The organism is Pseudoduganella rivuli (genome assembly GCF_009674485.1).
Taxonomy (GTDB): Bacteria; Pseudomonadota; Gammaproteobacteria; order Burkholderiales; family Burkholderiaceae_D; genus Rugamonas; species Rugamonas rivuli_B.
In genome coordinates this window covers 128,612-151,369 of record NZ_WKJJ01000004.1, presented here as the reverse complement: position 1 = coordinate 151,369, position 22,758 = coordinate 128,612, and the positions used below count along the sequence as shown (strand labels likewise).

The window sequence follows — 22,758 nt, the reverse complement described above, 5'->3', positions numbered from 1 at the left end:
GCGCGCTTCCAGCCAAGTTGGTCAACGCGATCATCTAGGCGTCGGTTTCCCAGCCCATCATCAGGTTCGCATTGGCGTTCCGATGGCTAATGCTGCCGTCCGCCTTGAGGTTGAAGTAGACGTCCGTCACCCGGCCGACCTGACGATTGCGGACACCGATCATGTCCGGGCCCGACAGACTGACCACAGGAAATGCCCGAAATTGCGGGCGAAATAAGTGGAGGAGGTCGGCCCCGTCGCCTCGGCAAACACGTAGCGAATACCGGCCCCATCCATCATGTTCGGAATTTGGCCAGGCGTATGCGACCCAAGATAGGTGTCTTCCGCAGGCTCGGCGTGTCCATCGAACGTGACAATATTGTGCGCGATGCTTTACCGGTAAAAGGCGTCGTACTCTGGCCGGGGGTAGTTTGTATAGCCTGAGCGTACCGTCAGCAGCGTCGGATTGTCTTTCCACGAGGTCCGCATGAGCGCTCAGCCCTTGCCGCGATACCACGCGCTCATTGGCAGTTCGGGTTTGCGTCCGGCGCCGCCGGATTCCGACTTGAGCGGCATAATGCGGATACTGAGGAACAAAATGTACGTCTCGGCCTCAGACACCTTCGCCCCTACCGTGACGGGCGTCACCTAAGCCGATATCTATAACCAGTTGCCGAAATCAGCACCTGGATCAAGGTAAATACCTCGCGTTCGTTCTGGCTCACCGTGAGGCACGACTTCTAATCCGTCGGCGTAACACGGTTTCCTTTAGGAGCTGGGCCGGCTTCGGTCCTGCTCCCTCCGCCGCGCCGCTCAGGCGGTGCGGCACGTAGCCAGTTCGGCGCCCCGCTCAAGCACAAAGGAGCGGAATAAGGCGGCGGCGCCGGACGGTGCCCCGCTGCGGCGGCGCAGGATACACCAGTCGAGCATCTTCGGAATGTTTCTAATCTTGAGAACCACCAGACGCCCGGCCTCCAGTTCAATCTGAAACGCATGCGCCGACATGAAGCTGATCCCCATGCCCGCCATCACCGCCTGTTTCACTGCCTCGTTACCCTGGAATTCGACCCGCGCGTCGACTTCCAATTTATGCATCTGCACCAGGTAGTCAAAAAAATGACGCGTCATCGAACCGGCCTCGCGATTCACGAACGGCTCGCCTTTCAAATCCGCCCAGTCGATGTTGCGCAACGCGACCAGCCGATGGCCTGGCGCGGCAATCATGCAATGCGGATGCGCTGCAAACGGTTCCGCGTCAACGGCCGTATGCGCCGGCGGGAAACCGGCAATCACAAGGTCGAGCCGCGACTCGCTCAATGCGTTCAACATATCGCTGCGCTCGCCGACGCTGAGTTTCATGCGGACCTGTGGGTACTGGTGCTGGAACGCCTGCATCAGCCATGGAGCAAAATAGTGGGCCGACGAGATGGCGCCGATATGCAAGGTCTTGCCCACCTTGCCGGACAGTGTAGCCAATGCGGCCTCGGCCACCTGAACCCGCCCCAGGATATCGCGCGCATGCGTCAGCAGAACACGCCCGGAGTCAGTCAGCGTCGCGCTGCGCGACTGCTTGACGAAGAGGTGAGCCCCGATCTCCCCCTCCAGCTGCTTGATCTGCATCGATACGGCCGGTTGCGTCAGATTGAGCATCAACGCCGCCTTCGAAAAACTCCCGACGGTGGCGGTTGCTTCGAAAACCTGGAGGGCACGCAAAGTCAAGTTCTTCATACTGCCTGGCCGTTAACGCAAAAAGTACCAAGGGCTGCTCCGCCCGACGCCCCTATTTTCTTGGAAGGCATGGCAGGGCGCTATTCGAAAAAGGAAGTTCTTGAACATGGAAAAGAAGCCGTTTGCCGTTCAACGTGTCACACGGCGTAAAGTTTGATGAGGAAGCTCGCCAAACCGTTCCCGATAGCGCCCGGCGAAATGTCCAAGGTTGAAGAAGCCCCACTTGCAGGCCGTATTGCCCACCATGCCCTGCTCCCGGTGCAGCAACAGATCGGCGCGCGCGCCATCCAGCCGGCACTGCAACAAGTAGCGCATGGGAGATACTTTCAAATGTTTATTGAAACTCATTGTCAACGCCCGCGCACCAACCCCGGCCGCGTTGGCAATTTGCCCCAGCGTCGGCAGCTCGGCCGCATGGGCGCGAATGTAATCCCTGGCGCGTAATGTCGACCGCGGCAACGCGGCGCCGCAATCAAAATAAGACCGGTATGAGTTCGGCCAGGCCAGCAGCAATTCGAACAGGGCCGCTTCCTGCAGGGCCGCTTCGAGGCGCTGGTTCGCCGGATGCTCATATCTGGGCGTCGTGGCGAGCCGGGAAACCACCCTTTCAAATGCCGCCAGCTGAGGACTGGGACCGGTACTCACGGCAGGGAAATGGAGCGGGTGCAGGAGATCCGACCCAAGCAGGGATCGGCAGCTATTGTTCAGGTCTGTTTCATCAACACCGAAATTCAACACGCGCGCGTCGGCGTCCATGCGCACCTCTTGCATATTTCCGGGTCCATATGCCACGGCAACGCGCCCCGGCTCATAGGGGGCGTCTGCACCAAGCGCGGCGTGGCCTTGCAACAGACTCGAGAATATCCAGGAGGGCGAGGAGGACTCCATCCAGGCGATTGCCGGGACACCGAACTGTACGCTGCATATGGTCAGCCTGCCGACGGTAAAACCACCCAGCAAAACCCGCGCCGCGGCCGCTTCCTGAATTTCCATGGTCTGCCGTCGCAACAGCGAGCTTTCCAGAAACCCGGTCGCCTGATGGACATGCGGCGTGTCGAGGAACGTCTGATAGCGCGATGGCAATCGGTCCGCTTGCCAACCCAACGGGTCATCAAGGCGCATGTTGATATCTCCACAATTCTGGCAAGGCTGCCAACATGTACGTCCAATACCACTTCCAGTATAAGGCATCGTACCGGCACCCTCGCCAGCGGGTGCACAGCCGGTTCGACATCAGGCAAGCGTTCCGGTCGAGTCCCGCTTGATCAGCTTATAAGGCAACAACCGGTGTTGCACCAGGCGCGTGCCGTCGGCGCGATACCGGATTTGCTCGATTACCAGATCGATGGCGGTCCGCGCCATGTCGCCAATCGGTTGGCGGACCGTAGTGAGTTCGGGCCATACTGCGGTGGCGATGGGCGTATCGTCAAAACCGCACACGGCCAAATCTTCCGGCACGCGCAACCGCAGCCCATGTGCTACAGCAATAACGGCGGCGGCCATGTCATCGTTGCTGGCAAAGATGGCGGTCGGCCAGGGCCGTCTGGCGAGCAGCTTCCTGGCCGCCATCAAGCCGGACCGGTAGGTGAACATGCCTTCGGCAATTCGTCCCGGCGGCACCGGCACCCCGGCCGCGATGCATACGTCCATAAAGGCCTGAAACCGCAACTGCGTCGGCGTATGCGCGGGATCGCCCTTGATGAAGGCAATGTCGCGATGGCCAAGCGCCAACAGATGGCGTGTCATGGCACCAGCGCCTTCATAGTCATCGATACGCACGGCCGACGTGTGGCGGGCTGGACATGCTGTGGCAATGGCAACCATGGGCATGCTGATATCGTCCAGATGACTGAGCGTGGAAGTACAGTCGCATAATGGCGGCGGCACCAGAATGCCGTCAGCGCCGTCGGCGATCAGTTTGTCGATCGCCGCCCGCTGGCCATCGGCCGTCTTGCAGTTCTCGAGGATCAGCTGCGCGCCGCGCTGACTGCTTTGATCCAGCGCGCCCACCAGGAACTCGCTCATGAATGCCGCACTAGGGTTACTGAACAGCAACCCGATCCGCAAGGTGCCGATCCGCGCCGCGCGCGCCGCAACGTTGACCTTATATCCCAAGGCTTCCACTGCGGCCATCACTTTGACCCGCGTCTCCTCGCCAACCCGCACCCGGCCATTGACCACCCGCGACACCGTCATGGGCGACACATTGGCAGCGCGCGCGACATCGTGGATGGTCGCTGTGGAAAAGCCGTGCTCCACGCGCTGCTCATTTTGTTTTTCGGACATCGACTTCCTCTTCAGTTCGCAATTTCACCGGCAGGGAATCTGGCACGGCTGCTCGTGGGACGGCGCGCGTCCCGCAGGAATTTTTCCAATGCGTCGTTGAACAATGCGACTTGCTCCAGATTCGAAACGTGCCCGCAGTCAGGAATAATCGTGACGTTTGCCTGCGGCAACCATTCGGTTATACGGAATCCCATCTTCTCCTTGTCGCCCCGAATGATGTGGACCGGCACGGCCGGCCGTACCTTTTTCAGCAAGCCCGGCGCGGTGCGCCCCAGCAGGCATCGCGGCTCGAGATGCAACGGCTGCCAGCAGGGCCATTCGTCGATCATTTGCCAAAGTATGGCCCGCAAACCATCGCTGCCGCTGCCGGAATTGGCGATCAGATCATCAAACCACTTGCGCTTGAAACGCGATACGCCATGGCGCTTCAGGGCGCCAATTTCAGCCCGGCGCGCCGCGATCTCCCTTGCAGTCCACGGATCATGCGGTCCCGGCGCGTCGAACAGGTCGCCTCCCGCCAGTACGGCGCTGCTGACCCGCTCTGGATACAACGCCAGGAAGTCCGTTACGACAAACCCGCCGAGCGACAGGCCAACAAGATGCGCCTGATGCACGTCCAGTGCGTCCATCAGGGCGCGCAAGTCCTCCGCGTGCAGGAACGCCGTGTCCTCCTGAGGCATTGGGGAGCGGCCATAGCCGCGCAAATCGTAGCGGATGACGCGGTATTGTTTTTCCAGGACAGCGACCTGTGGCCCCCATTGCCGGCGGTCAAAACTGTGGCCATGAAGCAAGATCACCGCCTGCCCTTTGCCACTTTCCTCGTAGTACAGCTGCCCTGCCCGGCCTCGATGCACCCCGATTTCCGCGGCGTCGTCCAGTGCAGCCCGCGCCATCGGGGCATAAATGCTGGAACCCATGAATGTGCTGTAGCCGTCGGCAACCGCAATATCCACGTTGGCCTTGGCCAGCACAAAGCCCCAGATCCCATAAACCCGGTCAATCCATGGATAGGCGCCAGCCCAGCCCGGTGACGACAGCAGGTTCGCCGCGCCATTCGGCGCTACTTCTTCGCGCCAGTTTCCGAGGCCATAGATGTCCTTGTGCAGCGTGGCACGCGCCTGCTCGACATATTCCATGGGTTTGACCATGGCGCCACGCACCTGGTCCGCATGCAACACCGACACGGCATGGGCACTGAGTATCCGTTTGCCGCGATATGCCCCGTTCAGCGCAAGCATGGCCAGGAACCGCGCAAAGTCAGCCGTGCTGGTGTAAAGACCGCCACCCAGCATGGGACTGAAGCCTGGTTCCTGCGACACCGGCGCGTAGCCGCTGCGCTCCATACCCAGCGGCGCCGCCAGGCGGGACTCGAAGATGGCGGGAAAGTTCCGGCCATCGGCGATTTCGGCGATGCGTCCCGCCACCTGCATGGCAAGGCCGCCATACTGAAAGATGGCGCCTGGTGCAGCTACCGCAGGCAGTGCAGCGATATGGCTGACCGCTTCTTCCAGCGTCTGGTAACTGTCACGCGGCGCTCCGGCCGGCTGGTAGTCCGGATAGCCCGCCGTGTGGGACAGCAATTGCCTTAACGTCGCCTGCCCTTTATCCCCGCCCAACCGCGGCAAAAACCGGGCGGCCCGATCTTCCCAGCTCAGAGCGCCGCTGTCCACCACGGCGGCAATGGCGGCGGCAGCGGTCCATTTACCTGCGGAGGCCACATGCATGACAGTGGCCGGCCCCGCGTTGCCGAAGTAAGACTCGTGCAACACGGTATCGCCGGAGCCAATGATCAGTCCCATGCCATCGAAATAGCCGAGCCGTACACGCTGCGCCAGGCGCGCCTCCAGATGGGACCAATCCGGCTGCACGGCGCCGGCTGGAAGGACCAGTTCAGGCGCACCGACGGCGCTGGCACTGAGCATTAAAAAATCACGCCGGTTCATCCGATGTATCCTGAAAAAAATAACGCCGTTTGCAACCACCCGCAGACGCTACTGCCGCCCCACCCGGCAACGCCGGCGTCGGACGTGCGCCACGCTTGAGCGGGTACTTGGCAACAGGCGCCATGCCGTATGCCTGGCGACCCATTAATCTTTTACCGTCACAGGCGCAATCGTGAAACTGTAGGAAGCCGGCTCCAGCTTGACGCGGTACGGCATTAGCGGGCGACCGTCCTGATTCCAGCTGCCTTCCGCCGGCTTCCAGCTGGTATCGCCGCCAACGCCGCTTTGGACCAGGTCCACCAGCAGCGTTCCATCACCATGCGGATGGATCTCCGAGCTCTTCCATTCACCTTTGGCACGCGGGTACAGGTCTTCATACGGAAATGCCAGGGCATTCACCGACAGCGGCTTGTTGCCCGTCACTTTCAATCCGTGGCCATCGCTGTTGGTCAGCGCGATCCAGCGCACGTCGGTCTTGTTGCCGCTTTCTTGCGGCCGGATGTAGTCGTGATACTGGTCTGCGAGTTGGCCGTGGTAGACACCGATGGCCGCGCCAGTCTGGCGGTCCGCATAAGACTCGTGCGGACCGCGGCCGTACCAGCTCATGTTGTCCAGTCCAGGATTGCTGTCAAAGCGAAGACCCAGCCGTAAGGGATCGGGAAGCGTATAGACGAGCGGAATAAAGCGCGCATCGACCTGGACCACACCATCCCGCGCCATCCGGTATCGGTTTTCCCAATGGGCCGCGCCCGTGCCAACACTGTAAAGCACGGCGACAGTATCGGAGTCCACATGGATGGCGCGAACAGCGCGCTGTTCGGTCAAACGTCGCCACACCAAATGGCTCTTATCGAGGCCGATTCCGAGATCGTTGTCGGTCAGGGCGCGCCAAAAATTGGGAGCGCCCCCCTGCAGCAGCACTTTTCCGTCGATCACGTACTTGACCAGGCCGGTCGTGGCATTAACACGCAGCGAGGAAGCCCCCGACAACAGCACGATCTCGTCGCCATCGCGCACCGGCTTCACAAAAGTCTGCTGAGCCACGGCATGCGGCGCCGCCTTCGCCAACACGAACTGGGACCACCCCACCACGCTGCCGGCAGACACGCCGGGCATGCTGCCGTCTTTCGCTTTCGCCCGCACAGTCAAGATCAGTTCGCTCCCCCTGTACTTCGCGACTGGCGGTAGCTTGAACGGGAGGTATTGCGTCGTACCGGCGGCGGCGTTCACGCCGGACAGCTTCCCGCGTTCCACCTCGACACCATCGCGCGTCAGCAGCCAATCGAAGTCCATCCCCGACAAGTCGCGGAAATCGTAGCGGTTGACCACGGCGATCCGCCCCGCTGCGGGCTGCCCCTCGAACACGACCGGCGAATAAACCTTTTGCAGCTCGTAATATTCCGGATCAGGCACGCGGTCAGCTCCCACGACTCCCTTGCCGACAAAACTCTTGTCCCAGTGCCCGGGATTGAGATCGTAGCCGGAAGCCCAATACGAGCGGCCTTTCTCGTCCGTCGCGTGGACACTCTGGTCAACCCAGTCCCAGATGAAGCCGCCCTGCAATTTCTTGTACTTGCGGATGACCTTCCAATAATCCTCCAGGTCACCCAGCGAATTGCCTTGGGCATGTGAATATTCACACTGGATCATCGGCTGCTTGTAGCGCGGATCTTCGGCATAGTCGGCCATTTTTGCCGCGCTGTCGTACATGGGTGCATACACATCAACGAAGTCGTTGGGCAGATGTTGCTCACCCAGCAGGCTATGTCCCAGGAAACTGATCAGGCGGGTGGGATCGTTCAGCCTGATCCACTGGGCCGCGCCCTCAAAAGTCGGCCCCAGGCCGGTTTCGTTTCCAAGCGACCAAAAGACCACGGATGGATGGTTGCGGTCACGCCCAACCATGCGCGTCACCCGGTCCATATGCGCGTTTTTCCATATCGGCAGATAACCCAGCTGCAAGGCTTCGCGCTGTTTGGGGTCTCCCGTCCTGTTGAACGCCGCGTCGCCCTTGGCCCAGTACTCATGGGATTCGATGTTAGCCTCGTCCCAGACATACAGGCCGTACTCGTCGGCCAGGTCATACCAGCGTGGATCGTTCGGATAATGCGATGTACGCACGGCATTGACATTGGCTCGCTTCATCAGCTCGATGTCCTTGCGCATGGTTTCGAGCGACAACACACGGTAAGTGTCGGGGTCGTGCTCATGGCGATTGACGCCTTTGAACATGACCCGCTTACCATTGACACGCACCTCGCCGTCGATCAGTTCGACTGTCCGGAATCCGATTTTGCGCGACGTGGCTGACACCAGCACGCCATTCGCATCACGGTATTCGATCACCAGGCGGTACAGGTTTGGCGTCTCTGCGCTCCAGCCCTTGACCTGCCAAATCTTGCCATTGATCGCCGCCGTCTTGCCATCCCGGATGGACGCCTGTTCCTTAAAGACTTCCTTGTCGCCATCGTAAATCGCCGCCACCACGCTGCCCTGCGCGGGCTGGCCCGCAAATTCGGCGGTCAAACCAAATTCGCCGTCGCGGTAAGTGGCCTTGTCGAGCAAACTGGTGACCACATAGTCGCGCAGCCGCGCCTTGGGCTCCGCGTACACGTAAACGCTGCGCTCAATCCCGTTGACCCGCCAGAAATCCTGGTCTTCAAGGTACGAACCGTCCGCCCAGCGGTAAACTTCCATCGCAATCATATTGCGCCCGGGCTTGATATAAGGGCTTAGGTTGAATTCAGACGGCAGTTTGGAGTCCTCCGAGTAGCCGACATAATGGCCGTTGACCCATATGTAATAAGCCGCGCCAGCGGCGCCGACGTGTAACAGGACGTCATTACCGGCCCATTCGGCAGGGATATCGAAATCGCGCCGGTATGAGCCGACTTCGTTCATCGCATGCTCGATCCACGGTTGGTTGGCGGGAAATGGATAGCGCCACGCGGAGAAAATCGGCTTGCCATAACCCTGCGCCTGCAGTATGCCCGGCACGGTGACTGTGGCCCAATCGCGAATGTCGTAATCCTGCCGGTAAAAGTCATGCTGGCGGGCCTCCGGCGTGGGCGCATAAGCAAATCGCCAATCACCGTCGAGCGAACGGTAACGCGCTGATGCAGTCTTATCACCGGCAACAGCTTTGTCGCGCGTCTCGAAGTTGAAGAACGTCGTCTTCATGGGCTCGCGGTTGACCGCCACCACTTCCGGCTGCTCCCACTCAGGCGCGGTGGCCTGCGCCCCCTGGGTCGGAGCAGCCGGAGAAGTTGCGGCCAGGGCGCTGAGAACGAGCGCGCTCATGGCGCAACCTGCGCAAATTGGCCCCACAATACGCCATACGTTCAGGAACATCGTCAGCTTCGGTTTCATCTACTTTTCACGCCTTTTTGGTTCATCCAGCTGTCGGGGGCGAATACGCGCGGCACGGATGGTTATCGATAACAATTCTCGGACTATAGGATTCGCATTTATGCCTGTCAACGTCGCATAAGTAAGTTTTATAGGATGGGAACCAGAGTTGATTTGGAGCCGAAAAGACGCCGCCGCATGGCAATCGCCCTTGAAAATGGCCTCATATGCCGCAACGCGGGAAGCTGGTCCACCCAGCGGCATTCGCGAAGGGATCAGAAACGCGGCAATATCGGCGGCCGACCTACGATAAGAAACACTGATGCACGATTGACATGCCTGCTCGTGATGCATACAGTCGAGATGTTATCGATATCTATCCCGATCTAGTCTCCCTTGCTCGATTCTGAGCACTTTCACACTCCATGCCGGTCGGCATGGAGTGTTTTTTTCCAGGATGGGGGCCATGCGGCGCGCACCATAAAAAAAAACCCCGCCACCTTGACGGCAGCGGGGTTCGGGGTTAACTCTGCGTCAGTGCTTATTGCATCGACGCCAGTTTTTGCCACGTGTCGATCACCGAGTCCGGGTTCAGCGACATCGATTCGATCCCTTGCTGCATCAGCCACACCGCCAGTTCCGGGTGGTCCGATGGGCCCTGGCCGCAGATGCCGATGTACTTGCCCTGCTTGCGGCAAGCCTGGATCGCCATTTTCAGCAATTCCTGCACGGCAGGATCGCGCTCGTCGAAGTCGGCCGCCAGCAATTCCATGCCGGAATCGCGGTCCAGGCCCAGGGTCAGCTGGGTCAGGTCGTTGGAACCGATCGAGAAGCCGTCGAAATGCTCGAGGAAGCGGTCGGCCAGCACGGCGTTGGACGGTACTTCGCACATCATGATGACGCGCAGGCCGTTTTCGCCGCGTTTGAGGCCATTGGCCGCCAGCAGGTTGATGACCTTTTCAGCCTGGCCCAGGGTGCGGACGAACGGCACCATGATTTCCACGTTGGTCAGGCCCATGTCGTTGCGCACGCGCTTCATGGCCGCACATTCCATTTCGAACGCGCCGGCGAAGTCGGCCGACAGGTAGCGCGCCGCGCCGCGGAAGCCCAGCATCGGGTTTTCCTCGTCCGGCTCGTAGCGGGAACCGCCGATCAGCTTCTTGTACTCGTTCGACTTGAAGTCGGACATGCGCACAATGACTTTCTTAGGCCAGAACGCGGCGGCAATCGTCGCAATGCCTTCGGCCAGCTTGTCGACGTAGAACGCTTTCGGCGACGCGTGGCCACGGGCCACCGATTCCACTGCCTTTTTCAGGTCGGCATCGATGTGCGGGTATTCCAGGATGGCTTTCGGGTGCACGCCGATGTTGTTGTTGATGATGAACTCCAGGCGGGCCAGGCCCACACCGGCGTTCGGCACCGACTGGAAGTCGAAGGCCAGCTGCGGATTACCCACGTTCAGCATGATCTTGGTCTTCAGTTCCGGCAGCGCGCCGCGCGACACTTCCGTGACTTCCGTTTCCAGCAGGCCGTCATAGATCTTGCCTTCGTCGCCTTCCGCGCACGACACGGTAACGAACGTGCCATCTTTCAGCACGTCGGTCGCGTCGCCGCAGCCAACCACCGCCGGCACGCCCAGTTCACGGGCGATAATCGCCGCGTGGCAGGTGCGGCCGCCACGGTTGGTGACGATGGCCGATGCGCGCTTCATCACGGGTTCCCAGTTCGGGTCCGTCATGTCGGCCACCAGCACGTCGCCCGGCTGCACGCGTTCCATTTCCGACGGGTCGGAAATCACGCGCACGGGACCGGCGCCGATCTTCTGGCCGATCGCACGGCCGGATGTCAGCACGGTGCCGGTCGACTTCAGCTTGAAGCGCTGTTGTGCTTCATTGGATTTTTGCTGCGATTTGACGGTTTCCGGACGCGCTTGCAGGATGTACAACTTGCCGTCGCGGCCATCCTTGCCCCATTCGATGTCCATCGGACGGCCATAGTGGCGTTCGATGATGACAGCGTATTTCGCCAGTTCGACGACTTCGGCGTCGGTCAGCGAATAACGGTTGCGCAGTTCGACCGGAACGTCGACGGTTTTCACGGAACGGCCAGCCTTGGCTTCGTTGGTGAATTCCATCTTGATCAGCTTGGAGCCGATGTTACGGCGGATCACAGGCGACTTGCCCTGCTCCAGCATCGGCTTGTGCACATAGAATTCGTCCGGGTTGACGGCGCCCTGCACCACGGTTTCGCCCAGGCCGTACGACGACGTGACGAACACGACGTCCTTGAAGCCCGATTCGGTATCGATGGTGAACATCACGCCGGCCGCGCCGACGTCGGAACGCACCATGCGCTGCACGCCGGCCGACAGGGCCACTTCCGCGTGGGTGAAGCCTTTGTGGACGCGGTACGAGATGGCGCGGTCGTTGTACAGCGACGCGAACACGTGTTTCATCGCGTCCAGGACATTTTCAATGCCGACCACGTTCAGGAAGGTTTCCTGCTGGCCCGCGAACGACGCGTCCGGCAAGTCTTCCGCGGTGGCGGACGAACGCACGGCGAACGACACTTCGGTCGACGAGTCGGCCACCAGCTTTTCATAGAAGGATTTGATTTCCGCTTCCAGGCGTGGCTGGAATGGCGTGTCGACGATCCACTGGCGGATTTCCGCGCCGGCCTGGGCCAGCGAACGGACATCATCGATGTCCAGGCCTGCCAGGCGGTCGGCGATACGGTCGGCCAGCGATTTACCGCCGTCCACCGCATGCGACAGGAAATCGCGGAATGCCTGTGCCGTGGTGGCGAAACCGCCAGGCACGCGCACCCCGGCGCCAGCCAGCTGGGAAATCATTTCACCCAGCGATGCATTCTTGCCACCGACGGATTCGACGTCCGTCATGCGCAAGTGTTCGAACGAGGCCACGTATGTGGCCTGTCCATCCTGCTGCTCCTTCAAAGTTGCTACGTTAGACAAGTTGGTCATGGAGACACCCTTACTGATGATAGAAACTTGTTGGCGGCCGCACGAAGCTTGTTCCTTGTTATTCTTGACGCTGTGCAGCACAATCGTACCGTTGCGTGCCATTCTACAGCCTGTTGCGCAAATTGACGATTCACAATTATTAAATTGAGTAATACTACTATGACGCCAGAGCAACGCCCCGCTCCCCTTCCAGAAGCTGCCCGCACGGTTTTCTTTGTTTCGGACGGTACCGGCATCACGGCCGAAACCTTTGGCCATTCCGTGCTGACCCAGTTCGATTTACGCTTCCGCCAGGTCCGCTTGCCTTTTATCGATACCCTCGATAAAGCGTATGACGCGGTCCGGAAAATCAACGAGGCGGCCATTGCCGATGGCCAGCGCCCTATTGTTTTTTCCACGCTGGTGAAAACCGAATTATCGGAAGTGATTCAGCGTGCGCACGCCATGCACATGGATTTGATTCAAACTTTCGTGGCGCCACTGGAACAGGAATTAGGCGTTAAATCCACTCACACGATTGGCCGCTCGCATAATATCGTCGACAGCGAAGAATACAAGAATAGGATCGAAGCGATTAACTTTTCGCTGGCGCACGATGACGGGCAATCGCATAAAAACCTGTCGTCAGCCGATGTGATTCTGGTCGGCGTATCGCGCTCCGGCAAAACACCGACCAGTTTGTATCTGGCCATGCAATATGGAATCAAGGCGGCCAATTACCCGTTGATTCCGGATGATTTTGAACGGGGTAAATTGCCGTCGGCACTGTATGCATTTAAAAACAAGATTTTCGGCTTGAGCATTTCGCCGGAACGCTTGTCGGAAATCCGCCATGAGCGCCGCGCCGGCAGCAAATATGCGTCGATTGAGAATTGCCGCTATGAGGTCAATGAAGCGGAAATCATGATGAAGCGCGAAGGCATCCGCTGGTTGTCGTCGACCACGAAATCCATCGAGGAAATCTCGACCACGATCTTGCAAGAGATCAAACCCAACCGCCGCGAATACTGATCAGTCTTCAAGACAGTAACAGCCCGCCTTGCGCAAGCAGGCGGGCTTTTTTACGCCTGCGCATCGGATTGCCCATAGGAATGGGGACAACTTATAGTAGAAACTGGCATGTTCAAGCCAAATATTGGCATAAAAGTCACCAAAAACCCGCTCTGCCGCATTATATGTATAGACAGGATTAACGTTTAGAAAAAAGGTGCCAGGGACTTTTTTTCCGTAATTCAAAAAAGTGCCAGGGACCTTTTTGAAACGGGGAAAGAAAAACGCCGGCGGTTTTTGGCGGCCGGCGTTTCGGGTGAGGAGGAATTTGTCAGAAGAATTGGCGCCAGTCGTTCAGCCAGGCGGGAAACTCGTCAACAGGCATGGGTTTGGCGATGTAATAGCCTTGCGCATACGTGCAACCCAGGCCTTGCAGGAAATCCCAGTCTTGTTTGGTTTCCACGCCAACGGCGACGGATTTACGGTCCAGGCTACGCGCCAGACCGAGGCAGGATTTTAATACCGTGCTGATGGCGCGTTTTCTCGACGCGCCATCGACAAAACTGCGGTCGATTTTTAATTCCGTAAATGGCACAGCGGCCAGCAATTGCAGGTTGGAGCGGCCCGTACCGTAATCGTCAATGGCTAATCCAAATCCCTGCATCCGCAATCTTAATAGCCGTTCGAGGAAATGCGGCTCCGCCGACAAGACGGCCGATTCCGTCATTTCAAATGTAATGTAATCGGCGAGAATACGGTGCCGCTGCAGACATGCATTCATTTGCGCAATGAATTGCGGGTGCGCCAACGTCGCCTGGTCGACATTAATGGAAAATGAAATGGGAATACCCTGGTCATGCAGCGTTCGGCACGCGGCCACGGTTTTTTCAATCATGGACCAGTCGAGAAAATCGATCCGGTTATTTTCTTCCAGCGCCCCCATAAATGCGGCGGGGCCTAAAATTCCATGCTGTGGATGGCGCCAGCGGGCAAACATTTCCAAGCCTTTTACCTGGCCGGTTTCCAGTTCGATTTTAGGCTGGAAGAATGGATCGAATTCGCGTGCCTGTAATCCGCGTCCCACTTCCGCAAAGGAAAATTGCTGTGCCGGCGGCACCTGCGCCCGCAGTTCGGGCGGCGCATAATTGTCGATCAAGGCGTGGATGCGCTGCTCGCCGGCAGGCTTCGCAATGGCGCCAAGCAAGTTCACGCCATACGCTTGCGCCATGGTTTCGATGGAAAACAGCACATCCGCCTTTTGCGCACCTGCAACAATGACGCCCGCTTGCGATCCCATTTCCGCCAGGCGGCGGATCAATTCCAGCGCGTCGATGCCGGGCAATGCGAGGTCCAGCACGGCGATGTCGATCGGCGGCGCCATACCGGACGACAGGTGGCGCAGTACCGCGTGGCCGTCCGGCGCGTCCGCCACGTGGGCGGCGCCTAACCGTTGCAACATTGCAACTAAGGCTTCGCGTTGTGCGGCATCGCCTTCCGCGACCAGGAAATGCAATTCCGATAGTTCCATACGCGCTCCGCAGCCGGAATATTTCCGAAGAGAAAATATCAATCAGGCTTGATTCTGCCTGACTTGCTCGAAAAAGCATACTGCCGCACACGCCGCCACATTCAGCGATTCGACCTTGCCCAGGTGCGGGATCACCACGGTCTGCGTGGCGGCCGACAGCAGCGCATCGGATACGCCCTGCCCTTCGTGCCCGAATACCCACGCGACGGGACGCTTCAAGTCCACTTCATACAGTTGCTTTTCAGCATAACCGCTGGTGGCCAGCACGGGAATCTTCGACGCGGCAACCAGTGCCGGCAAGTCCACATTTTCAAAGATGTCCAGCACAAAGTGCGCCCCCATGGCGGCCCGCAGCACTTTCGGCGACCAGCAAAACGCCGTCCCGGCGCTGCAAAACACTTGTTTGATGCCCGCCGCCGCGGCGCTGCGCAGGATCGACCCCACGTTGCCCGGGTCTTGCACGTTGTCGAGCAAGACCGCGTTGACGGCCAGCTGCGACGGCAGCGACTTGTGCGGCGTATCGACCAAAAACATGATGCCGACACCGTGCTCCACCTGCGACAGCGCGTGGTACAGCGCATCCGGCAGGCACAGGATATGGCCTTGCGCGTGCTGCACTTTGGCGACGATATCGGCCACTTCCGCGTTGTTCAATGCGGATTCGGCAACGATGCACTGTTCCGGCAAGCCCCGCAAATCCAGCCATGCCTGCGCCAGGTGCACGCCGTCCAGCAAGGTGCGCCCCGCTTTCTTGCGGGCCTGCGAACTCGTGGCAAGGTGCTTTAAGTCTTTGTACTGCGCGTTATCGCGCGATGTGATTGTTTTCATGATAATAAGTCGCGCATCAGCAGCGCTTCCCGCACCGGTGCGAACGAGCGGCGGTGGACCGGCGACGGGCCGTGCAATTTCAATCGTTCCAGGTGCAGCGCGGTGCCATAGCCCTTGTGCTGGTCGAACGCATATTCCGGGTACAGCGTATGCAATTCCACCAGCGCCGCGTCACGCGCGGTTTTCGCCAGGATCGACGCGGCGGAAATCGCTTCTTCCTTGTCGTCGCCGCCGATGATGGCAATGGTTTGTATTTTCATGACCGGGCAGCGGTTGCCATCGATCAGCGCCAGGGTTGGCGCCACCGCCAACGCTTCGACCGCGCGGCGCATGGCCAGCATCGACGCTTGCAGGATATTGATCTTGTCGATTTCCGCTTCCGACGCCTGCGACACGGCCCACGCCAGCGCATGGGCGCGGATCAGCGGCGCCAGTTCGTCGCGCTTGGCTTCCGTGAGTTTCTTCGAGTCGCGCAAACCCGGGATCGGCTTGCCCGGATCGAGGATCACGGCGGCCGCGAACACGGGACCGGCCAGCGGCCCGCGCCCGGCCTCGTCGACGCCGCAAATGATTTCATCGGGCGAATACGGCAAGTCGTCGAACAAGCCCGGCTGCGGGGTTTTCATTTTGAAATCACTTTCAGTACAGCGGCGGCGCTTTCCTGCGCGCTGTTGCGCAACAGGCTGTGGTGCATGGCCGTGAAACGCTCCGCCAATTGCAGGCGGTGCGGCGCGTCGGACAGTTGCTTCCACATGGCCTCGGCCAGGTTTTCCGGACTGGCGTCGTCTTGCAGCAATTCCGGCACGACAAACGCGCGCTCCAGGATATTCGGCAGGCCGATCCATGGCTGGTAGCCGAAATGGCGCAAAATCTGCCATTCCAACGCCATCATCTTGTATGCGATCACCATCGGCTTCTTGTGCAGCGCCACTTCCAGGGTCGCCGTGCCGGAGGCCACCAGCACCGCGTCGGCCGCGGCAATCGCGGTATGCGACTGGCCGTCCAGCAGCGTGATTTCCACGTCCTGCAAGCCGGCCTGCTCGACCATTTGCAGGAATGCCTGGCGCTGGCGCTCGCCCGCCATCGGCGCAATGAAACGCAGCGAGCGGTCGCGTTTTTGCAGCAGTTTCGCGGCGCCGACAAAGGCTGCCGTGTTGTACTTCAATTCCGACAGGCGGCTGCCCGGCATCAGCGTGACGACGTTGGCGTCTTCCGGCAACCCCAACTGGCGGCGCGCGGCGCCCTCGTCGATGGTCAGCGGCACCAGTTCCGCCATCGGGTGGCCGACATAGCTGACCGGCACGCCGGCCTTGCGGTAGATTTCCTCTTCAAACGGAAACACCACCAGCATGTGGGACACGGCCTTGATGATTTTCTTGATGCGCCCGCCGCGCCATGCCCAGATTTGCGGGCCAATGTAATGGACGGTGGGGATGCCCGCCGCCTTCAACTGCATTTCCAGCCCGAGATTGAACCCCGGGTAATCGGCGCCGATAAAGCAGGCGGGCCGCTCGGCCAGCAACTGGTCGCGCAGCGCATTCTGGATACCCTTGATTTCACGGTAGCGGGGAATCACGGCCAGCAGACCGCGCACGGTCAGCTTGTCCATCGGCCAGTGCGACTCGAAGCCATATTGCGCCATCGCGGGTCCGCCGATGCCGTGGAAGCGCGCTTCCGGCAAATGCGGGCGCAGGCCGGACAGCAGGCGCGCGGCCAGCACGTCACCGGACGGCTCGCCTGCTGCCAGCGCAATCGCGAGTTGGGCGGAATTATCGGACGATGCCACGGGTCGACGTATCGAGGAATTCACGCATGGCGCGCGCGTGCAGCGCCACCTCGTCGGGCAGCGCCTGTTCCTGCGCCAGCATCGCGGCTTTTGCTTCTTCCAGCGTCAGGCCGGAACGGTACAGGGTTTTGTAGGCGGAGCGGATCGCGTTGATCTGCTCGCGGCTGAATCCCCGGCGCTTCAGGCCTTCGATATTGACGCCGTGGGCGGCGGCCGGATTGCCGTTCAACAGCACGAACGGCGGCACGTCCTGCGTCAGGCTGGTGCTCATGCCGACAAATGCGTGGGCGCCGATCTTGCAGAACTGGTGCACATTGGCAAAGCCGCTCATGATCACGTAATCGCCGATTTCCACGTGGCCCGCGATCTGCGCATTGTTCGAGAAGATCGTGTTGTTGCCCACGACGCAGTCATGCGCCAGGTGCACGTAGGCGGAAATCCAGTTGTCGTTGCCCAGTTTCGTGACGCCCTTGTCCTGCACCGTGCCGGTGTTGAACGTGCAGAATTCACGGATCGTGTTGCGGTCGCCGATTTCCAGGCGGGTCGGCTCGCCCTTCCACTTCTTGTCCTGCGGCTGCGCGCCGATCGACGAGAACTGGAACAGTTCATTGTCGCGGCCGATGGTCGTGTAGCCATCGATCACCACATGCGGACCGACTTTGGTGCCGGCCGCAATCGACACGTTCGGGCCGATAACGGAATACGGGCCGACCGTCACGCTGCTGTCAAGCTGCGCTTTCGGGTCGACGATCGCGGTGGGATGGATATTCGTCATTACTGCCCCGCTGGTTTGCTCGCGTCGGCTGCGTTACGGATGGTGCACATCAGTTCCGTTTCGACGGCAACCTGGCCATCCACGGTGGCCACGGCCTTGTATTTCCAGATGCCGCGCGCCACGCGCAGGATTTCCACGTCCATGCGCAACTGGTCGCCAGGACCGACCGGGCGCTTGAAGCGGGTGTTGTCGATACCGACGAAATACACCACCGAGTTTTCATCAGGCTTGATGCCCATGGTCTTGAACGACAGCAGCGCGGCGGTTTGCGCCATCGCTTCGATCATCAGCACGCCCGGCATGACTGGCTTGTGCGGGAAGTGGCCGTTGAAGAATTCTTCGTTGACGGTGACGTTCTTGATGGCCGTGATGGACTTGTTTTCCTCGTAGCTGATCACGCGGTCGACCAGCAGCAGCGGATAGCGGTGCGGCAGGTAAGCTTTGATCTCGCAAATGTCCATCGTCTTGTTTTCGGTAGTGGTCATCGTATTTACTCGTTTTACTGTATTAGTCGTCTGCTTTTGATTTACTATTTTTTTCCAGCGCGCGGATTTTATCGCGCATCCCCGGCAAATTGCGAACAATCGCGGCGGATTTCTCCCAGTCCGCATTCTTCGCCAGCGGGTAAAAGCCGGTGTACTGGCCCGGCTCCATGATGGAACGGGACACCATCGAGCCGGACGACACGTGCACGCCGTCGACAATGGTCAAATGGCCCAGCACCATGGCGGCGCCGCCGAACGTGCAATGCTTGCCGATAATCGCGGACCCGGCCACGCCGACGCAGCCCGCCATTGCGGTATGGGCGCCAATGCGGCAGTTGTGGCCGATCTGGATCTGGTTGTCCAGTTTGACGCCGTCCTCGATCACCGTGTCCGCCAGCGCGCCGCGGTCGATCGTGGTCGAGGCGCCGATATCGACGTCGTCGCCGATGATCACGCGGCCCGTTTGCGGGATACGGATGTAGACGCCGCCTTCATTGGCAAAGCCGAAACCGTCGGTGCCGATGATGGCGCCGGAATGGATGATGCCGCGCTGGCCGATCCTGCAGCGGGCCTGGAACGTCACGTTGGCAAAGAAATGCGTGCCGGCGCCGATTTCCGCGTCGCGGCCGATGAAGCAGCCATGTTCAATCACCACGTTGGCGCCGATCACGGCGCCCGCCTCCACCGACACGAACGGGCCGATATGGGCGGTCGGGTCGATTGTCGCCGTGGGATCGATGAACGCGGACGGATGAATGCCGGCCGGCTTGACGATGGCCGTCAGCGATTCGAAATACTGCGCCGCACGGGCAAAGTAGGCATAGGGGTTTTTACAGACGATGCGCGCGCCCTGGTAATGGGCGGCGATGAATTCATCGTCCTTTTCCGACACGATCAGTGCGGCAGCCTGCGATTGGCCCGCCTGCGTGCGGAATTTGCTATTGCTGAGAAAGCTGATGTGCGAAACGCCGGCGTCAGCCAACGGCGCGATCCCGGAAACTTCCAGGTTCGCATCGCCTACCAGCTGTCCGCCCAGGCGTTCGACCAATTCTCCTAGTCGAGTGCCCATCGGGTAATCCTTAGTTGTTATATTTGCAGCTTATTAAATGCCGCTGCCGATCATTTGCCCTTATCCAGCGCCGACAACACCTTGTCCGTGATGTCGATGCGGGGGCTGGCCCACACCGCGTCCTGCAGCACAATGTCATAGCCTTCGGCGGCCGCCAGCTGCTTGATGATTTGCGTGGCCTTGTCGGAAATGACGGCGCGCTCCTCGTTGGTGCGCTGGTTCAGGTCTTCGCGGAATTCGCGCTGGCGGCGCTGGAATTCCTTGTCCAGTTCGAAATACTCGCGCTGGCGCTTGATGCGCTCCGCTTCCGGCAATGTCGGCAATTCCTTTTCCAGCTTTTCCGACGCGCCTTTCAGGCGGATGGCCAGGTCTTGCACGGCGCGCTCGCGCGACTTGAATTCCTCGGCCAGCTTGTCGCCGGCCAGCCGGGCCAGGCGCGATTCGTTATAGATTCGCTCCGTGCTGAGCCAGGCGATCTTGGACTGCGCGTGCGCCGGCGACAGCACACACATGCCGATCGCCAGTGCAGCGGCGGCAGTGACGGACACTGCGCGCATGGCATTGGCAGCCAGAGCGGGTACGGATGCAGTCTTCAACGTATTTCTCCGAGTAAATATTAGAAGCCCGTGCCCATCTGGAACTGGAAGCGTTCCAGGCGGTCGCCCGGCTTGGCGTTCAAAGGCTTAGCATAACTCAACTTCAGCGGACCGACCGGGGAAATCCAGGACAAGCCCAGGCCGGTCGAGAAGCGCAGCTCGGACGCGCGCATCTTCTGGCCTTCCTGGAACACCTGGCCGCCATCGAGGAAGCCGAACCAGCGCAGGCTGCGGTCCTGGCCGGAACCCGGGAACGGCATCTGCAATTCCGCGTTACCGATCAGGCGCGACGCGCCGCCCTGGGCGTCGCCGAAGCGCGGGTCGACAATACCCAGCGACGAGCTCAGGTAGCCACGCACGGAACCGATACCGCCGGCGTAGAAGTTCTTGAAGACCGGATAGGCGCTGTTGCCCAGGCCGTGGCCGTAGTCGATTTCACCGCGCAGCGCCAGCGTGACTTTCGGATGCAGCGGCTTGTACCACTGGTGCTCGTACACGGCGCGGTAGTACTTGGAACGGCCGACAAAGTCGGTTTCCAGGTTGATACGCTGGTACATACCGATGGTCGGCGTGATGGCCGAGTCACGCGAATCGCGCGCCCACGCCGCCGTCAGGGGCACGGCGGTGGTGGTGGCGGTGCCGACGCCGTCGACATTGCCCGTGACGTTGGTCACGTAGGTCTTGTACAGCACCGGCGACGAATAATCGGTGGTGATGCGCGAGCGTTCCAGGCCGGCGCCGAAGTACACGGTATCCAGTTCCGAGAACGGCACACCCCAGCTGATACGGCCGCCCTGCTGCTTGATCGAGTAGAAGCCCTGGTTCAGCGCCGGCGGGTTCATCGTGCGCAGGTACAGGTCGAACGAACGGCTCACGCCATCATCCGTGTAATACGGATTGGTGTTCGAGAACTCGATGGTGCGGCTGTACTTGCTGGTATTCAGGTTGATGCCGACCGTATTGCCGGAACCGGCAAAGTTGGCTTGCTGGATCGACGCGTTGAACGTGAATTTCTCCGCCTGCGAGAACGCGCCGCCGATCTGGAAGTTACCGGTCGGTTTTTCCGTCACGGTCAGCTGCACGTCGACCTGGTCGGACGTGCCCTGCGCTTCCGGCGTATCGATCGTCACTTCCTTGAAGAAGCCCGTACGGTCGACGCGGTCGCGCGTCAATTTGATCTTGTTGGCGTCGTACCACGACGATTCGAACTGGCGGAATTCGCGGCGGATCACTTCATCGCGGGTGGTGGTATTACCGGCGATATTCATGTGGCGCACGTAGACGCGCTTGCCCGGATCGATAAAGAACGTGAACGCGACTTCGCGCTTGTCGCGGTCGATTTCCGGATTCGCATTGACGTTGGCAAAAGCGTAGCCGAACGTGCCGAGGCGGTCCGAAATCAGTTTATTCGTGGCCGTCAGGCGCTCGCCCGAATAGGTTTCGCCCTTGCGCAGCAATACCAGCTGGCGCAGTTCGTCTTCGCGGCCGAACATTTCGCCTTCGAACTTGATGTCCGAGACCTTGTACTTCTCACCCTCGGTGATATTGATGGTGATGTAGATGTCTTTCTTGTCCGGCGTGATGGAAACCTGGGTCGAATCGACCTGCATTTCAATGTAGCCGCGGTTCAGGTAATACGATTTCAGCGATTCCAGGTCACCCGTCAATTTGGTCTTGGAATACTGGTTGGCCTTGGTGTACCAGCTGAACCAGCCGCCGGTATTGAGCGCGATCTGTTCGCGCAATTCGCTGTCGGAGAACACCTTGTTGCCGACGAAGTTGATCTGCTTGATCTTGGCGACGTCGCCCTCGTCCACCGCGAACACGATGTTGACGCGGTTACGCTCGATCGGCGTGACCGTGGTGGTGACCTTGACGCCATACAGGCCGCGCGACAGGTACTGGCGCTTCAATTCCTGCTCGGCGCGGTCGACCGACGCCTTGTCGAAGGTTTTGGCTTCGCCCACGCCGATGTCTTTCAGCGCCTTGATCAGCGTGTCTTTTTCGAATTCCTTGGTGCCCGTGAAGTCCACCTTGGCGATGGCCGGACGTTCTTCCACGATCACCACCAGCACGTCGCCATCTTTTTCCAGGCGCACGTCCTTGAAGATGCCCGTCGCGTACAGGGCCTTGATGGTGGAAACGCTCTTGCTGTCATCGAAGGTTTCGCCCACGCGCACCGGCAGGTAGCTGAACACGGTGCCCGCTTCCGTACGCTGGATGCCTTCGACACGGATGTCCTTGACGGTAAACGGGTTGATGGCAAAGGCACTGCCGGAGCATGCCGCCAGAACAGCGGCGCCGATCAAGCTGCGGCGAAAGGATGGCAAAGCAAAACGTTCGGAATGTAATTTCATCGGCAAAAATCAGTGATTCAAATTCTTCGGTTGACGTCGCAAAAAGTAATAACGCCGTACGCGCCGCGCTAAATACC

17 protein-coding genes are annotated in these 22,758 nt (G+C 59.9%); 1 reads left to right on the top strand and 16 read right to left on the bottom strand.

Annotated elements, in window-relative coordinates:
• Positions 1-34: 34 nt before the first annotated feature.
• The 7 genes from GJ700_RS35870 to ppsA all read right to left on the bottom strand — a co-directional run bounded on the left by GJ700_RS35870 (position 35) and on the right by ppsA (position 12,267).
• Positions 35-163 carry a hypothetical protein gene (locus GJ700_RS35870; protein WP_260117358.1) on the bottom strand — a complete coding sequence of 43 codons (129 nt, stop codon included), beginning with the start codon at positions 161-163 and terminating at the stop codon, positions 35-37.
• A 629-nt stretch (positions 164-792) separates the two neighbouring features.
• Complete coding sequence (locus GJ700_RS07635; protein WP_154372260.1) at positions 793-1,707, bottom strand: LysR substrate-binding domain-containing protein; 915 nt, start codon at positions 1,705-1,707, stop codon at positions 793-795.
• A 129-nt stretch (positions 1,708-1,836) separates the two neighbouring features.
• The gene (locus GJ700_RS07630) at positions 1,837-2,829 is read right to left on the bottom strand and encodes a helix-turn-helix transcriptional regulator (RefSeq protein ID WP_195763812.1); all 993 of its coding nucleotides are present in this window, start codon (positions 2,827-2,829) and stop codon (positions 1,837-1,839) included.
• A gap of 111 nt (positions 2,830-2,940) precedes the next feature.
• A complete protein-coding gene (locus GJ700_RS07625; protein ID WP_154372256.1) occupies positions 2,941-3,993 on the bottom strand; it encodes a LacI family DNA-binding transcriptional regulator in 1,053 nt (350 codons plus the stop codon).
• 11 nt (positions 3,994-4,004) lie between these two features.
• A complete protein-coding gene (locus GJ700_RS07620) occupies positions 4,005-5,936 on the bottom strand; it encodes an alpha/beta fold hydrolase (RefSeq protein WP_154372254.1) in 1,932 nt (643 codons plus the stop codon).
• A 144-nt stretch (positions 5,937-6,080) separates the two neighbouring features.
• Positions 6,081-9,305 carry a glycoside hydrolase family 2 TIM barrel-domain containing protein gene (locus tag GJ700_RS07615; RefSeq protein ID WP_229506865.1) on the bottom strand — a complete coding sequence of 1,075 codons (3,225 nt, stop codon included), beginning with the start codon at positions 9,303-9,305 and terminating at the stop codon, positions 6,081-6,083.
• 520 nt (positions 9,306-9,825) lie between these two features.
• Positions 9,826-12,267: a phosphoenolpyruvate synthase gene (gene ppsA, locus GJ700_RS07610; RefSeq protein WP_154372252.1), complete on the bottom strand. Its 2,442-nt coding sequence runs from the start codon at positions 12,265-12,267 to the stop codon at positions 9,826-9,828.
• A gap of 159 nt (positions 12,268-12,426) precedes the next feature.
• On the opposite strand from ppsA, the gene ppsR reads away from it, so the two are divergent.
• On the top strand, positions 12,427-13,278 hold the full coding sequence (gene ppsR, locus GJ700_RS07605; protein WP_154372250.1) for a posphoenolpyruvate synthetase regulatory kinase/phosphorylase PpsR: 852 nt from the start codon (positions 12,427-12,429) through the stop codon (positions 13,276-13,278).
• A gap of 310 nt (positions 13,279-13,588) precedes the next feature.
• Here ppsR and GJ700_RS07600 read toward each other — a convergent pair whose 3' ends face one another.
• The 9 genes from GJ700_RS07600 to bamA are packed head-to-tail and all read right to left on the bottom strand — an operon-like array spanning position 13,589 to position 22,681.
• A complete protein-coding gene (locus tag GJ700_RS07600) occupies positions 13,589-14,785 on the bottom strand; it encodes an EAL domain-containing response regulator (RefSeq protein ID WP_154372247.1) in 1,197 nt (398 codons plus the stop codon).
• Positions 14,786-14,827: 42 nt separating this feature from the next.
• A complete protein-coding gene (locus GJ700_RS07595; protein WP_154372245.1) occupies positions 14,828-15,613 on the bottom strand; it encodes a TrmH family RNA methyltransferase in 786 nt (261 codons plus the stop codon).
• On the bottom strand, positions 15,610-16,239 hold the full coding sequence (gene rnhB, locus GJ700_RS07590) for a ribonuclease HII (protein WP_154372243.1): 630 nt from the start codon (positions 16,237-16,239) through the stop codon (positions 15,610-15,612). Before rnhB ends, GJ700_RS07595 begins: the two co-directional genes overlap by 4 nt.
• Positions 16,236-17,399 carry a lipid-A-disaccharide synthase gene (gene lpxB, locus GJ700_RS07585; protein ID WP_371867869.1) on the bottom strand — a complete coding sequence of 388 codons (1,164 nt, stop codon included), beginning with the start codon at positions 17,397-17,399 and terminating at the stop codon, positions 16,236-16,238. The genes rnhB and lpxB overlap by 4 nt, the downstream gene beginning before the upstream one ends.
• Positions 17,383-18,174, bottom strand: a complete 792-nt coding sequence (gene lpxA / locus GJ700_RS07580; RefSeq protein WP_154372241.1) for an acyl-ACP--UDP-N-acetylglucosamine O-acyltransferase — start codon at positions 18,172-18,174, stop codon at positions 17,383-17,385. Before lpxA ends, lpxB begins: the two co-directional genes overlap by 17 nt.
• Positions 18,174-18,659 (bottom strand): 3-hydroxyacyl-ACP dehydratase FabZ, encoded by a 486-nt coding sequence (gene fabZ / locus GJ700_RS07575; protein WP_154372239.1) that lies wholly within the window; start codon positions 18,657-18,659, stop codon positions 18,174-18,176. Before fabZ ends, lpxA begins: the two co-directional genes overlap by 1 nt.
• Before the next feature lie 22 nt (positions 18,660-18,681).
• Positions 18,682-19,728, bottom strand: a complete 1,047-nt coding sequence (gene lpxD / locus GJ700_RS07570) for a UDP-3-O-(3-hydroxymyristoyl)glucosamine N-acyltransferase (protein WP_154372237.1) — start codon at positions 19,726-19,728, stop codon at positions 18,682-18,684.
• A 50-nt stretch (positions 19,729-19,778) separates the two neighbouring features.
• Positions 19,779-20,285, bottom strand: coding sequence for an OmpH/Skp family outer membrane protein (locus tag GJ700_RS07565; RefSeq protein ID WP_154372759.1), 507 nt, complete (start codon positions 20,283-20,285; stop codon positions 19,779-19,781).
• Positions 20,286-20,344: 59 nt separating this feature from the next.
• A complete protein-coding gene (bamA, locus tag GJ700_RS07560; RefSeq protein ID WP_154372235.1) occupies positions 20,345-22,681 on the bottom strand; it encodes an outer membrane protein assembly factor BamA in 2,337 nt (778 codons plus the stop codon).
• Between the last annotated feature and the right edge of the window lie 77 nt (positions 22,682-22,758).